We start from the raw sequence: 14616 nt of genomic DNA, 5'->3' as shown, positions 1-14616 counted from the left end.
CTTGTGGGGTCGGTCGAAACGCCAGGGGCAGTGGGCGAATAGCGAGCGTGCTCCGACCCCACGGCAAAAGGGTGAGAGCCGAGGTGCAGGACGAAGCAACCGCCGAATTTTTAAATAGCACTCGCCGCACGCGCCGCCTCAACGACGAGGGGGCCGAAGCGCCGCGCCATCTCCGCGGGCGTCTGGTTGGCGAGTGAGGCGGTGATCTGCACCGCGGCGGCCGGCAGCCCGTCTGACCCCAGGATCGGCGCCGCCAGGGCAACAATGCCAATCTGCACCTCCTCGGTCGCGAGCGCGTAGCCAAGCTCGCGCGCCTCCGCCAGTCGCGCGCGAATCCCGGTCAGGTCGGCCACGGTGTGGGGTGTGATCCGGCGCCGATCCGAACGCGCCAGCACATCGTCCACAGCGGCCTTGTCGAGCCGCGACAGCACCGCGCGACCGCCGGAGGAACAGTAGGTAGGGATCCGCGTCCCGGCCAGGCCCGCAAGAAAGGTCTCCCGCCGGCTTTGCAGGCGCAGCACATAGAGCATCGTCAGGTCGTCGAACACGGTCAGATCGACGCGTTCCTGCGTATCCTGCCGTAGATCAATCAAGATCGGCATGGCACGCTCAAATAGCGGGTCGCTGCGCAGGCAATCGAAACTGCGATCGAAGATCTTGAGCCCCAACACCAGCCCGCCACGCGTCCCGCGCTGCCGCAGATAGCCAAGACGCAGCAGCGTATGCGTGGATCGTTGAACCGCGCTGCGGTCGAGCCCGGTGGCCTTGGCGATGTCACCCAGCGACAGGGGCCCCGGCGCCCCGGAAAAAGCCTCGAGCACGTGGAACGCCCGCGCCGCGGCTTCGACGAACAGCTTGTCGTCGCCGGGCGCTGGAGCTTGTTGCACTGCGGAATTCCGTTGACGGGGCAATCCTGGCGCTCCTAAAGTATCGTTATTAGATGCAATTGTAGCGCTAGTCGATGCAATTGATCAAGCCCGTCGGACGAGGAACTTGACGATCAACATGCCACCACCCGGGGCAACGCGCTCGTCGACAGGCCCGCTGCGGATCAGTGGCGGGTTGGTCCTGCTGGCGGCCGATGATCCCACGCCGCGCAAGCGTGACCTGCTGGTCGAGGGCGGACGGGTCACGGCCGTGCTGGAGCCGGATCAGCCCTCGGCGCCCGCTGACCCATTCGACGCCAGCGGCCTCATCCTCATCCCCGGCCTGGTCAATAGTCATGTCCACAGCTCCGGCAATCTGATCCGCAGCCTGACGGACCGGTGGAACCTGGAACTGCAGTTGAACGCCGGGCCGGCCTTTCGCGGCGTGCTGAGCACCAGGGAGAAGTACCTGACGACACTGCTCGGCGCCGTGGAGATGGTCAGCCGCGGCTGTACGTCGTGCTACGACATCTTCTTCGAAGCGCCCTTGCCCAGCGCCGAAGGCTTCGGCGCCGTTGCCGCCGCATATCGCGACGTCGGCATTCGGGCTGTGGTGGCGCCGATGGTCTCCGACCGCAGTTTCTACGACGCCGTGCCGGGCCTGCTGGACGCGCTGCCGCAGCCAGCGGCGGCACGGCTTCGCGCTTCCCCCGCGCGGCCGTGGCAGCAGACCCTTGCCGCAGTCGAGGCCGCATTCGCCGCCTGGCCATCGTCGGACATCCTGGGCTTCGCGATCGCCCCCACCATACCCATGCACTGCACCGATGACTTCCTGCGCGGGGCCGCGGCATTCGCGCGCGGCAACGGCATCGGCCTGCACACGCATCTCGCGGAATCGCGCGTGCAGGCCGTCTATGGCGCACAGGTCTATGGCATGTCCATCACCCGCCACCTTGCACAACTGGGCTTGCTGTCAGGGAACTTCACCGGGGCGCATGCCGTGTGGATCGATGCGGAGGACGCACGCATCCTCGCCGCCCACGGGGCCAGCGTGGCGCATGCGCCGGGCGCCAACATGCGGCTGGGCGTTGGGCTCGCGGCGGTGCGGATGATGTTGGAGGCCGGGCTATCGGTCGGCCTCGCCACGGATTCACGCCTCTGCTCCGACAACCTCAATATGTTCGAGGCGATGCGCCTCGCCTCCTATGCATCGCGCGTGCGGGGCTACGACCGCGCGCCCTGGCTTTCCACGCGGGAGGCCTTCGCACTCGGCACCACCGGCGGCGCACGGGCGCTTGGCCTTGAGGGACGTATCGGCCGTCTGACGGCCGGGCATGCGGCGGACATCGTCTTCCTCGACCGTCACAACACCAATTATGTGCCGCTGATCGATCTGGTCCATCAACTCGTGCATGCCGAAGATGCCACGGCGGTCCGCCATGTTATGATCGCCGGCCGGATGGTTTATCGGGACCGCGGCTTCCCGCATCTCGACCTGCCTGCGCTCTTCGCCGAAGTCGAAAGCGCCGCATCCCGCATCCGCGACGAAAATGCGCCACGCCTGGCCGAGGTCGCGGCGCTCGAACCCGCGGTGCTGGACATCTGCGGCTGCTTCGCCAGGGCGCCCCTCGGTATCGAGCGCTTCGTCCGTGATGACCTGACCTGTGAAGGTGTGACGCCATGACCGATGCCGAGATCGCACAAGCGGCAGCGATTCTGGCCGCTGCACGCCAGGGCAACACGATTGCCGGCCTGCCGGACCATCTTCGTCCGCAGACCCTCCGGCAGGCCGAGGCAATCCAACTCGCAACCCTTGCCGCACTCGGTCTGACGCGTGGTGGCTGGAAGCTCGGCCGCCTCGGCACGCATCTGTTCAGTGCCCCGATGCCCGTCGGACCCCTGGGCGAGGCCGAGCCGGTGATCGTGCTGCCGCCCGGCAGCCGCATCGAACTGGAATTGGCGCTGCGCTTCCGTGCCGACCTGCAGCCGGGCAGGGCGCCCGAGCTTTCGGTCTTGCCGGCCTTCGCCGATCTGGTGGTGCTGATCGAGTTCGTCCGCACCCGCTTCACCGTCCCGGCCGCGACGACGGAGTTGGAACGGATCGCCGACTGCATCGCCAACGAACAGACCGTCGCGGTCGTCATGGAGCGTTCGTGGCAACCCGAGATCCTTGAGTCGCTGCCCGCCGTGCGGCTGCTTCAGGACGGGCAGGAGATTGCGCACCACAGCGGCCGGCACACCGCCGCGCCGCTCGCCCCACTGTTCGATGCTTGGCGCCAGCGCTGCATGGACGGATCGATCGTGGTCGGCGCCGGTGAGATCGTCACCCTCGGAAGCCTGACGGGCGTGCTGCCGATCCCCGCGGAGGGCGCGCGCTTCACCGGCGAGATTGTCGGCCTTCCAACCCTCCATTGCCTCGTCGCCCCCATTTCGGAGATCCGTGCATGATGCGCCTTGGCCTTCTTCTTCTCGTGGCCTTGCTGGCCAATGTCGGGGCCCATGCCCAGCCCGTCTGGCCGCAGCGCACCGTGCGCATGGTGGTGCCTTTCGCACCTGGTGGCGCCACCGACATCATCACCCGCCTGCTCGCGGAGGAGATGACCCGCAATATCGGCCAGAGCGTGGTGGTGGAAAACCGCGGCGGCGCCTCCGGCACCATCGCCGGCACCTACGTGGCCCGCGCTCCGGCGGATGGCTACACGCTGTTCATGGGCACCACGGGAACCAACATCCTGGCGCCCATCTTCATCCGTAACGTGCCGTATGAAACGCAGCGCGACTTCCGCGGCGTCGCCATGGTCGCCGGCATCGCCAACCTGCTCGCGGTCACCTCGGCGCTGCCGGTCGCGACGGTGCAGGAACTGGTCACCTACGCCCGGGCCAATCCCGGGGTGCTCAACTACGCCGCCACGGGCAGCGGGTCGCGCATGGCGATGGAACTCTTCCTGCAAGGCACCGGCATCGACATCGTGATGGTGCCGTTCAGCGGCGGAGGCCTCGCCCTGCAGGCGATGTTGCAGAACCAGGTGCACGTTTCGCTCGACCTGCTGCCGTCGTTGATGACCGCCGTGCAGGACGGCCAATTGCGGGCGCTGGCCGTCAGCACGCTGGGTCGGTCGGCGCGCGCGCCGGCCGTGCCAACACTCGCGGAATCCGGCCTGGCCAACTACGAGTTCATTTCCTGGCAGGGCATCTTCGCACCGCGCGCCACGCCGGACGCGGTGGTCGAGGCCGCGAACCGCGCCGTCCTTGCCGCCCTGGCAGCCCCCGAAACACGCAGGCGCATCAGCGAACTGGGCGCCGATGTGATGGGCGGCACGGCGGCCGAGATGGACGCCTACATCGCCGCCGAAATCCGCAAACTCACCGCCGTGGCCACCGCCGCCAAGATCGAGCCGCAATAGGCGACCTTCAGGAGCACGCCCGCATGCTGATGCCCACCCCGACCCGGTACGACTACTCCGCGATCGTCGAGCGTCCTGTCTACGACTGGCCCGGCGGCGCGCGCCTCGCGTTCTACCTGGCGCTGAATGTCGAACAATTCGCCTTTGGCCGTGGTGCCGGCCACACGCCGCACAATTGGAGCAACCCGCTCGACACCCGCATCTATGCCTGGCGGGATTACGGGACGCGCGTCGGCATCTGGAACATCCTCGAACTTTTGGAGGAACTGGGCCTCCCCTGCACGCATCTGATGAACTCAGCGGTCTGCGATCGGATCCCTTCCATCGTCAGCCGCATCAACGCCCGTGGTGAAGAAGTGGTCAGCCACGGCCGTACCAACGCCGAACGCCCCGGCGACCTGTTCGAAGAAGATGAGCGCCGCGTGATCCGCGAGGTCACCGACACCATCGGCGCGCATCACCCGTCCCGTCCCTATGGCTGGATGGCGCCCTGGATCAGCGAAAGCAACGTCACCGCCGATCTGCTGAAGGAGGAGGGCTATCGCTACATCATGCACTGGCCCTGCGACGACCAGCCGATCTACCTGCGCACGCGCAGCGGCCCGTTGCTCAACGTGCCCTATCCGATCGAGCTGAACGACGCGCCCTTCATCCTCAACCGCGGCCATTCCGCGGAGGAATTCGCCCAGGGCATGATCGACCAGTTCGACATGATGCTGAAGATCTCCGCCAGGCGACCGCTGGTCTGTCCGGTCTCGCTGCACACCTTTGTCTTCGGACCGCCGTTCCGCCTGGCGGCGCTGGAGCGCGCGCTGCGCCACATCGCCAACTACAAGAACGATGAGCGCGTGTGGTTCACCTCGCCCGGGCAGATCGCCGATCACGTCCTGTCGCTACCGCCAGGCACGGTGCCGGGTGACGGAGCACCATGACGAGCCTGTCGGAGATGCCGGCGCGCATCCCTTGCTGGTCGACCTGCAGGTCGCTGGTGCTGGGGCGCGCATGGTGGACGAGGCCATGGCCCGGTGCGGGCGCATCGACGTGCTGGTCAACAATGCCGGCATCCGGTGCCGCGCGGATTTCGGCACCTTTACCCAGGCGGAATTCGATCAGCTTATCGCCATCAACCTCGCCGCCCCCTTCTTCGCGAGCCAAGCGGTGATCCCCGCCATGACGGCGCAGGGTGGCGGGCGGATCATCCATGTGGCGAGCCAGATGGGCAGCGTCGCGGCGCAAGGGAATGCGCTCTACGGGCTCAGCAAGGCCGCGCTGATCCAGCTCACGCGCGCGATGGCGCTGGAACTGGCGCCGCGCGGCATCATGGTGAATGCGGTGAGCCCAGGCCCCATCGCCACCCGCTTCAACCTCGACCGCTTTGCCGACGAGCCGGGGCGGCAGCAGCGCATCGAGGCCAAGGTGCCCGCGGGGCGATTGGGCGAGCCGGAGGAGGTCGCCGAGGCGATCGTCTTCCTTGCCACCTGCCGAGGTGCCTTCATCCACGGCCACGACCTTGTCGTCGATGGCGGCTACGTCATTCAGTAAGGGGGCGATATGGGCCAGGCGATTGAAAGCCTCGCGCGGCTGGTGGCCGAAACGCGATGGGACGACGTGCCGGAAGCGGTGCGGCGGCATGCGAAGCTGGTGCTTCTCGACACGATGGGCGTCATCCTGGCCGGCAGCCAGCAACCGGAACTCCGCGCCTTGCGACAGCAACTCGCGATCGGCGCCGGTGCGGGCGCGACCATCCTTGCGCGGGGCTTCCCCACCACGGACCCGCGCGTGGCAGCTTTCGCGAACGGCACGGCGGGGCGATCGATCGAGCTTTGCGAGAGCCATCGCTTCGTGGCCTGCCAGGCGGCGGTGCAAGTCTTCCCGGGCGTCTTCGCCGCGGCGGAAAGCCGGGGCAGCAGCGGGCGCGACATGCTGCTGGCGCTGATCCTCGGCTATGACGTCGCCATTCGCCTGGGCGCGGGCACGACGCAAAGGCCGCTTGCGCATCAGAATGGACAAACCGCGCTGATCGGCGCCATCGCCGGCGCGTCGCGGCTGCGCGGCCTGGATGCCGAGCAGACCAGCGGCGCCATGCGTATCGGCGCGACCTTCGTCTTGGTGCCGAGCTACACCAACGCCGTCGACGGTGCGACCACGCTCAATGCCGCCGGCGGTATGAGCGGCCTGGCGGGCGGACTGGTGACCGACCTGGCCGAAGCCGGCTTCCTGGCACAGGCGGATGCGATCGAGGAGGCGCTGACGCACCTCGTCGCGGATCGCTTCGAGCCGGAGCGAGTCACGGAGGCGCTTGGCGAGCGGTGGGAGATCACGCGCAACGCCTTCCGCCTGCGCGCCTGCTGCATTCCCACTTACGCTTCGCTGGACGCGCTGGAGGCTGCGTTGGCCGAGCTTGGCGCGCCGCCCGAAGCCATCGCGCGGATCGATATCGCGACCTATCGCTTCGCCTCGGCGATGCGCAGCCAGCAACCGCGGAACGGTTTTGCCGCGCGCTATTCCTTGCCGCATGCCGCCGCCGCCATCGTGCTGCGCGGCAGTGCCGGGATCGATTCCTTCGCCGAGGAGACGGTGCGGGACCCGGCCTTTGTCGCGTTGCGCGCGCGCGTCCATGTCAGCGAGGATCCGGCACTGACCGCGATGTTCCCTGCCAGCAAACCCGGCCGCGTGACTGTGACCTTGCAGAATGAGCAGCAGGTGACGCGGCAGGTCGATAGCGCGCGGGGCGACTTCCAGCGACCCTATGCTGAATCCGAGATACGAGAGAAATTCCGCGCCCTGGCCGGACGATCGCTGACGGAAGCTGGGGTGGCGGCCCTCGAACACGCCATAGATGCCACCGATGAATGGTCCGATGTGAGGTGCCTCGCCGCCACGCTTCGTGCCCATAGCCGTGCTGAATGCGGGGACTAACCTCTCAAGCAGGTCAACAGGAGTAAGCGCCTCCACACGGCCGCAGCGGTCACTCAAGCACGGTTGCTTACCAGATCCCTCCTTGCCAAGGCGGCGGGCGGCGACATCAGGGACTATCACCCGTCGCTCAAGGCGCTGTGTTGAGGGGCAGGTCAGGGGAGGGGGCCATGACCGACAGTCGCCTCGTCCTGCAAGCCTTGCTCCGGCAGGATCTCCCTTCGTTTGCCGGCAAGTGCGGTGCCCCCCTGGAGGCGCGACGCGCTTTTCATGGCAACCGGCATATCCCGCCTGGTGACTGGCAGCACTGTCGGGTTGCGAGGAGGGGAGATCCGGCGGCTCGTGATCACCATCGACGTCTAGCGGCGGCATAGGCAGGCTTGCCAACCTTGGGTGCGGCCAATGGGACGGGGCCGGCGAAATCGCCGTGGTGGAGGACCTTCACCTGCGGCTCACTGTCGCGGCCGCCGCCATTCCGCCGCCATCGCACCTGCCGCACCGAGCAGCATGAGCAGCGCCATCGGCCGCGGCGTCCCGTCCGCCAGCACACCAACCAATGCGCTGCCGATGGCGGCACAACTGAATTGCAGCGTGCCCAGCAGCGCCGAAGCGCTGCCAGCGCGGCTGGCGTGGCGCGACAGCGCACCGACCGCGGCGTTCGGGAATACCAGGCCGGTGCAGGCCAGTGCGACGACCGCCGGCATGAACACGCCCATCAACCCGCCTCGGCCGGTCATCGCGAAGATCGCCAGAACCAGCACCGCGGCCCCGGATGCGCGCAGCGCATAGGCAGGTACACGGCGCGGCCCCAGCCTTTGGAGCAGCCAGGGGTTGACCTGCGACGCCACTATGAAGCCCGTCGCGCTGACGGCAAAAAGCAGACCGAACTCCGCCGGCGCCACGCCGAAATGGTCGATGTAGACACCTGGCGCCCCGCTGATGAAGACGAAGACCGAGAACATCGCCGCCGCGCCCATCAGCGCGTTCGTGATAAACCCACGCTCTCGCCCGATCTGCACGAAGTCGCGCAGCATGTTGACGGCCGAGCGCCGTACCCGCCGGGCCGGCGGCAGGGTCTCCGGCAACAGCGCCCAGGCGAGCACGCAGCTCAGCCCACCATAAATCGCAGCACCCCAGAAGATGGAGCGCCATCCGCCGGCGCCGAGCAGCAGCCCGCCGATTGTCGGCGCCAGGATCGGTGCGGCCCCCATGACGAGCATCAAGCGCGACATAAGCCGCGCGGCGGCGAGCCCTTCGGCCAGGTCCCGCACCATGGCGCGCGGAATGACGGCGCTTGCCGCGCCGCCGAAGGCTGCGACGCAACGCCAGGCGGCAAGCGACGTCATGTCCTGCGCGAGGGCACAGCCGATGGAGGCCGCGGTGTAGACCACTGTCCCCAAGATCAGCGGCAGTCGCCGCCCGAGGCGGTCAGCCAGTGTCCCCTGAACGAGCTGCCCGACGGCGAGCCCGACGAACCAGGAGGCCAGAGTGATTTCGACACTGCCGCGGCTTGTGCCGAGTTCCGCTTCGATGGCCGGAAAGGCCGGTAGATACATGTCGGTGGAAATTGGGCCGACCGCCGTCAGGAAGCCGAGGAGAAGGGGGAGCCACCTGGGCATGCGGAGTCCGATCGAGGCGGTGGGCCGGAAGCATGCCGCTGCCGGGTGGAAGCAGATGGGGGCGCGGCGGGAATAGCCTCACCCCAACGGTCCCGATGCAAAGCTCGGGCGCGCATGTGAGGACTTGTGTCGCCTACGCAGTTGGCGGGCAATGGCGCGGCAGGATTGCATTGGCTTGGGGGTTGTTCAAATCCAGCGATGCCAAGGGGTTATGTTTTCTGCGCGAAATCGCCCAACCAGGAAAGTCGGGTGCGCTCTTGCGGTCTGGAGTGCGAAGGGGGGCGTCGTTCGGTCTCCGGACCTTAGACGGCGTCCGGCCGACCCGCCGCGTTTTCCCGGCAGCTCCGTCGTGCTTTGGATCGAAGGCCCCCCCGACCTTGCGCGCGACCGAAGCGCCCCTGTTCCGTAAAGATCGTTCTTTGTTTGATGGGACCGGCCGCACACTACAAGGCTTCGATATTCTGAAGAAGCAGCTCAGATATGCCGTCGGCTCAGGACTCATCGTCCAATCAGGACGACAGCGCTGTCGGCTTCGTCGTCGCCAAGGTGGCGTTGAGACTGGCGGTGGTGTCCTTCCCGCTGCCCCCGGATCGGGATGTGGGGGTGCGCGTTGCACTCCGGAGGTCGATATGACGACACGTAGCCCGATCCCGTGCATGCCGTGTCAGTCAAAGGTTGAACCGAGGAATTCCTGTCGCGTGAACAGCGTGTATTCGGCTTCGAACATCATGATCGCCACGAAGATCAACACCAGCACCGGTGGCAACAGGATGGCATAGGCCAGGGTGAGCCGCTCCCACGCCATGTGCATGAAGAACGCGATGATCAGCCCCGCCTTCAGCGTCATGAACAGGAGGATCAGCGACCACCTGAGATATCCGTGCAGTTGGAAGTAATCCACGAGGTAGGAGAAGGTGCTGAGCACGAACAGCCATGCCCAGACCACCAGGTAAACCTTGATGGGGTGGTGCTGGTCATGCGTTCTTGTCGCCGTCGCTGTTTGGACCATGCCTGCCTCCTACCAGAGATAGAAGAACGCAAAGATGAAGACCCAGACGAGATCAACGAAGTGCCAATACAGGCCCATGATCTCGATGGACTCGTAGTGGCCCTTCCGGCTGGTGAAGAAACCCCGTCGCTCCTGGTCGTAATCCCCCCGCCATACCTTCCGCGCCACAATGAACAGGAAGATCACGCCGATGGTCACATGGGTGCCGTGGAAGCCCGTGATCATGAAGAAGCTTGAGCCGAATTGGGCGGCGCCCCAGGGGTTCTCCCAGGGGCGAACCCCTTCGTGGATCAGCTTGGTCCATTCGAAGGCCTGCATGCCGACGAAGGCAGCGCCGAGCAGCGCCGTCACGATCATCAGCACCGCGCTTTTCACGCGCTGCCGCCGGTAGCCGCAGTTGACCGCCATGGCCATCGTGCCGCTGCTGCTGATCAGCACGAAGGTCATGATGGCGATCAGGATGAGCGGCATATGCGTGCCGGCGATCTCCAGCGCGAAAACCTCGCTGGGGTTCGGCCAGGGCACCGTCGTGGACATGCGCACCGTCATATAGGACAGCAGGAAACAGCCGAAGATGAAGGTATCGCTGAGGAGGAATATCCACATCATGGCCTTCCCCCAGGACACGTTCTTGAAGGCCCGCTGGTCCGACGACCAATCGGCGACAATGACGCGCCAGCCAGCATTCTGTGCCGGGACGGTGTGCGTTTGCGAGGTATCGGGCATGGGACGACCCTATCTGAACGGGGCAGCGCAGATCGCGTAGAGCCAGGTGAATGAGGGCGAGAAGGCGAGCATGCTGAACAGCGCGATCCAGGCGATGAGCAGGAAGTGCCAATAGGTGGTGCAGAGTTCCACGCTCAGGCGAAGCCGCTCCATCTCATCACCGCGCCATAGCCTGGTACCGGTCCGGGCGAGGGCAACCAGGCCGCCGAGCACGTGCAGCCCATGGGCCGCGGTGATGAGGTAGAAGAATGCGTCGGCCGGGTTGCTCGTCGGCGTATAGCCAGCGGCGGCCAGCTCCCGCCACGCCAGGACCTGGCCGGCCAGGAAAATGACGGCAGCGGCACTGCCAACAACCAGCCCGTCCCTGACCCCGCCGATGTTCCCGCGACGCACGGCGCTTCGCGCGTAGTGTAGTGCTGCGCTGCTGAGGAGCAGGACGCCCGTATTCGCCCAAAGCAGCCTTGGCTGCGGCGGCGGCTGCCAGTCCGCCATCTCCATCCGCATGGCATAGGCGCTGACCAGAAGTACAAGCAGCGAAGCGGCGACGGCGATGAACACGCGCAGGCCCATCACCGCCGGGGCGACCGGGGTGTCGGGCACGCCGGCGGCCGGGACCGTTTCCAGCCATGGCTTGGCGGCGATCCCATGCCGCAGCAGCCACCAGCCGGCGACCGCCAGGATCGCCACCAGGAAGGCCAGGGTGAAGATCACGTCGCCTCCCCCGGCGCGGCCCGTGTCGGCGGCGGCGTGGGTTCGTCCTGGGGGATGAAATCCCGCGCGGCGCCGGGGACGCTGTAGTCATAGGCCCAGCGGTAGACCACCGGCAGATCCTTGCCCCAGTTGCCGTGCGGCGGCGGGGTTTCGGGCGTCTGCCACTCCAGCGACGTGGCGTTCCAGGGATTGCCGCCGGCCAGCTTGCCGCGCTTCAGGCTCCAGACCAGATTGAACAGGAAGATGAATTGCGTGAAGCCCACCACCAGGGCCATCACGCTGATGAAAGCGTTCAGCGTCGCGGCGGATGCGGGAAACACGGCCATCTCGCCGATGTCGTGATACCGCCGGGGCACGCCCAGCAGGCCAAGGTAGTGCATCGGGAAAAAGATCGCATAGGCGCCGAGAAAGGTGACCCAGAAGTGGATCTTTCCGAGCGTTTCATCCATCAGCCGTCCGGTGACCTTCGGATACCAGTGATAGATTCCCCCGAAGATCACCATGATCGGCGCCACGCCCATGACCATGTGGAAATGTGCCACGACGAACATCGTGTCTGACAGCGGCACATCGACGACGACATTGCCGAGGAACAGCCCGGTCAGCCCGCCATTCACGAAGGTCACGATGAAGCCGAGCGCGAAGAGCATCGGCACGTTCAGATGGATATCGCCGTGCCACAGCGTCAGCAGCCAGTTGTAGACCTTGATGGCGGTCGGGATGGCGATGATCAGCGTGGTCGTCGCGAAGAAGAACCCGAAATAAGGGTTCATGCCGCTGACATACATGTGATGCGCCCAGACGACGAAGCTGAGCGCGCCGATCCCCACGATGGCCCAGACCATCATGCGATAGCCGAAGATGTTCCGCCGCGCATGGGTGCTGATCAGGTCGGAGACGATGCCGAAAGCGGGCAGGGCGACGATATAGACCTCAGGGTGGCCGAAGAACCAGAACAGGTGCTGCCACAGGATGGGACTGCCGCCGCCCTGTTCGCGCATCTGCCCAAGCTCGACCAGGGCCGGCATGAAGAAGCTGGTGCCGAGCAGCCGGTCGAACAGCATCATCACCGCACCGACGAACAGCGCGGGGAAGGCCAGCAGCGCCATGACCGTGGCCGTGAAGATGCCCCAGATGGTCAACGGCATGCGCATCAGCGTCATGCCCCGCGTGCGCGCCTGCAGCACGGTCACGACGTAGTTCAGCCCCCCCATCGTAAAGCCGATGATGAAGAGCATCAGCGAGACGAGCATCAGGATGATGCCCGCGTCCTGGCCGGGCGTGCCGGAAAGGATCGCCTGCGGAGGGTAGAGCGTCCATCCGGCGCCCGTCGGCCCACCGGGTGCGAAGAAACTCGCTACCAGTACCAGCACCGCGAGGACGTAGATCCAGTAGCTGAGCATGTTGACATAGGGGAAGACCATGTCCCGCGCGCCGACCATCAGCGGGATCAGGAAATTGCCGAACCCCCCAAGCAGCAATGCCGTGAGCAGGTACACCACCATGATCATGCCGTGCATGCTGATGAACTGGTAGTAGGATGCCGGATCGATGAAGTCGAAGGTACCAGGAAAGCCGAGTTGCAGCCGCATCAGCCAGGACAGCACCAGCGCAACCATGCCGATCGCCAACGCGGTGATCGAGTACTGGACACCGATAACCTTCGCATCCTGGCTGAAGACATACTTCGTCCACCAGCTGTGCGGATGGTACAGCTCGACCTCGGCGACCTCGGCGGGCGGGATGGCTTCATGTGTAATGTCGCCCATCGCGTTCTTCTCCCTGGCTCCCTCGGGTGAGGGTCGATGAGGTTGACCTCATCGTGCAGATTCGTCGTCCGTTCAGCTCATCTTGGGCCGTTTTCCACCTGCGCGAAGGTTCGCTGGCCGCCCAGCCAGGCCTGGTATTCGGCTTCTGTCTGCACCACGACCCTGCCGCGCATGATCGCGTGTCCGACGCCGCAGAGCTCGGCGCAAAGCGCTTCGAAGGTTCCGGTCCGGGTGGGCGTGAACCAGAAAAAGGTGACGGAGCCCGGCACCATGTCCATCTTCGCGCGGAACTCGGGCACATAGAAATTGTGCAGGACATCGATGGAGCGCAGCAGAACTTTTACGGGCCGCCCGATCGGCAGGTGCAGATCATCGGTGTCGATCACGACATCATCCCGGCCGTTGGGATCGTTCGGGCTGATGCCGAGCGGATTGTCGGGACTGATGTGCCGGACTTCGGATGTCCCCAGGCGGCCGTCGGCCCCGGGCAGGCGATAGCTCCAACGCCACTGCTGGCCGACGATCTCGATCTCGGTCGCCCCGGCCGGCACGGTGATGAACTGGTGCCACACGTAAAGGCCAGGGGCCAGCATGGCCGCGACGCCAACCGCCGTCGCGATGGTGAGCCACCATTCCAGGCGCTTGTTTTCGGGTTCGTAGGCCGCCTTCCGCCCTGGCTGATGCCGGAATCGGAACACGCAGTAGGCCATGAACAGCACGACGGCGACGAACACTGCCCCGGTGATCCAGAAGGTGATGGTGATCGTGTCGTCGATGTAGTGCCAGTTGGAGGCGATGGGCGTCCACCACCACGGGCTCATCAGGTGGAATACCACCGAGCCTATGCCCACGAGCACCATGATCAGCGCTACCGCCATCCCTCGCTCGCCCTCTCTTCTGGAGGATGCAGACCCGATTTAGGACAGAGACGTGTCTATTGCCGACGAAACTCCCGACGTGCGCACGCTGTCTTGCCACTGACTAGCGGCCCGCGGGCAGGTCGGAAGTGTTATTCCACATCGATACCGAGCCGACGCCGCTTCGTCAAACAAATCTGCACTGCGATATCTTGACAATTGGCGTCTATCTGAATCCGCCATCAGGCTGGCTGGGCCGCGCTGCACCGGGACCCAGCCCCCAGCGTCGGTCTTTCTTGCTTCCCAACGGGTCGGAATCGCGCTTACCGTCGGGGGCTTCAGGCAAGGGGAGAGCAGTCAGATGCCGAAGATCCCGCCCGCAGTGATGGTGTTTTTCCTTCTGGCTGGGAGTGCCACGGCCCAGGAGTCTGGCGGTGATGCCGCGGCGGGCCAGCGGGTCTTCAATCAATGCAGGGCCTGCCATTCCGTGGATCGGAATCTGCTGGGCCCGAACCTCAGGGGCGTCGTCGGCCGCTCTGCCGCGTCTGTGGAAGGCTTCCGCTACTCCGCCCCCATGCGCCAGAGGGCCGAGGCCGGGCTGGTTTGGACCGAGGATACTTTGCGCGCCTACGTGCGCGATCCTAAGGCTGTGGTTCCAGGCGGGTCGATGGCGTTTGCTGGCTTGCGCAACGACCAGCAGGTGACTGATGTGATTGCCTATCTGCGCGAACAGAGGTGA

14 protein-coding genes are annotated in these 14616 nt (G+C 65.8%); 7 read left to right on the top strand and 7 right to left on the bottom strand.

Features of this window, described 5'->3' with window-relative positions; genetic code table 11:
- Positions 1–110: 110 nt before the first annotated feature.
- On the bottom strand, positions 111–911 hold the full coding sequence (locus ACQW02_RS13000) for an IclR family transcriptional regulator (protein ID WP_431285662.1): 801 nt from the start codon (positions 909–911) through the stop codon (positions 111–113).
- Between the two features lie 82 nt (positions 912–993).
- Here ACQW02_RS13000 and ACQW02_RS12995 point away from each other — a divergent pair, with 82 nt between their 5' ends.
- Genes ACQW02_RS12995 through ACQW02_RS12970 form a run of 6 tightly spaced genes read left to right on the top strand, consistent with a single transcriptional unit; the run spans position 994 to position 7189 of the window.
- Positions 994–2550, top strand: coding sequence for an amidohydrolase family protein (locus tag ACQW02_RS12995; protein ID WP_431285661.1), 1557 nt, complete (start codon positions 994–996; stop codon positions 2548–2550).
- On the top strand, positions 2547–3314 hold the full coding sequence (locus ACQW02_RS12990) for a hypothetical protein (protein ID WP_431285660.1): 768 nt from the start codon (positions 2547–2549) through the stop codon (positions 3312–3314). The genes ACQW02_RS12995 and ACQW02_RS12990 overlap by 4 nt, the downstream gene beginning before the upstream one ends.
- Positions 3311–4270 carry a Bug family tripartite tricarboxylate transporter substrate binding protein gene (locus ACQW02_RS12985; protein WP_431285659.1) on the top strand — a complete coding sequence of 320 codons (960 nt, stop codon included), beginning with the start codon at positions 3311–3313 and terminating at the stop codon, positions 4268–4270. The genes ACQW02_RS12990 and ACQW02_RS12985 overlap by 4 nt, the downstream gene beginning before the upstream one ends.
- Positions 4271–4293: 23 nt before the next feature.
- Positions 4294–5202 carry a polysaccharide deacetylase family protein gene (locus ACQW02_RS12980; RefSeq protein WP_431285658.1) on the top strand — a complete coding sequence of 303 codons (909 nt, stop codon included), beginning with the start codon at positions 4294–4296 and terminating at the stop codon, positions 5200–5202.
- A complete protein-coding gene (locus tag ACQW02_RS12975; RefSeq protein ID WP_431285657.1) occupies positions 5186–5812 on the top strand; it encodes an SDR family NAD(P)-dependent oxidoreductase in 627 nt (208 codons plus the stop codon). Before ACQW02_RS12980 ends, ACQW02_RS12975 begins: the two co-directional genes overlap by 17 nt.
- Before the next feature lie 9 nt (positions 5813–5821).
- Entirely contained in the window at positions 5822–7189 is a 1368-nt protein-coding gene (locus ACQW02_RS12970; RefSeq protein ID WP_431285656.1) for an MmgE/PrpD family protein, read from the top strand.
- A gap of 449 nt (positions 7190–7638) precedes the next feature.
- On the opposite strand, the gene ACQW02_RS12965 is transcribed toward ACQW02_RS12970, so the two are convergent.
- The 6 genes from ACQW02_RS12965 to ACQW02_RS12940 form a co-directional block, all read right to left on the bottom strand.
- On the bottom strand, positions 7639–8805 hold the full coding sequence (locus tag ACQW02_RS12965) for a multidrug effflux MFS transporter (RefSeq protein ID WP_431285655.1): 1167 nt from the start codon (positions 8803–8805) through the stop codon (positions 7639–7641).
- A gap of 664 nt (positions 8806–9469) precedes the next feature.
- A complete protein-coding gene (locus ACQW02_RS12960; protein WP_431285654.1) occupies positions 9470–9814 on the bottom strand; it encodes a cytochrome C oxidase subunit IV family protein in 345 nt (114 codons plus the stop codon).
- A 9-nt stretch (positions 9815–9823) separates the two neighbouring features.
- Positions 9824–10540: a heme-copper oxidase subunit III family protein gene (locus ACQW02_RS12955; protein ID WP_431285653.1), complete on the bottom strand. Its 717-nt coding sequence runs from the start codon at positions 10538–10540 to the stop codon at positions 9824–9826.
- 9 nt (positions 10541–10549) lie between these two features.
- On the bottom strand, positions 10550–11251 hold the full coding sequence (locus ACQW02_RS12950) for a cytochrome c oxidase subunit 3 (protein ID WP_431285652.1): 702 nt from the start codon (positions 11249–11251) through the stop codon (positions 10550–10552).
- On the bottom strand, positions 11248–13020 hold the full coding sequence (ctaD, locus tag ACQW02_RS12945) for a cytochrome c oxidase subunit I (protein ID WP_431285651.1): 1773 nt from the start codon (positions 13018–13020) through the stop codon (positions 11248–11250). Before ctaD ends, ACQW02_RS12950 begins: the two co-directional genes overlap by 4 nt.
- Positions 13021–13097: 77 nt before the next feature.
- Positions 13098–13898, bottom strand: coding sequence for a cytochrome c oxidase subunit II (locus ACQW02_RS12940; protein WP_431285650.1), 801 nt, complete (start codon positions 13896–13898; stop codon positions 13098–13100).
- Between the two features lie 340 nt (positions 13899–14238).
- Between ACQW02_RS12940 and ACQW02_RS12935 the strand changes: the two genes are divergently transcribed.
- Complete coding sequence (locus ACQW02_RS12935) at positions 14239–14616, top strand: c-type cytochrome (RefSeq protein WP_431285649.1); 378 nt, start codon at positions 14239–14241, stop codon at positions 14614–14616.

The organism is Humitalea sp. 24SJ18S-53, assembly GCF_050632385.1.
Classification (GTDB): Bacteria; Pseudomonadota; Alphaproteobacteria; order Acetobacterales; family Acetobacteraceae; genus Humitalea.
Note: the sequence above shows the minus strand (reverse complement) of the source record. Positions and strands in the feature narration are given on the sequence as shown.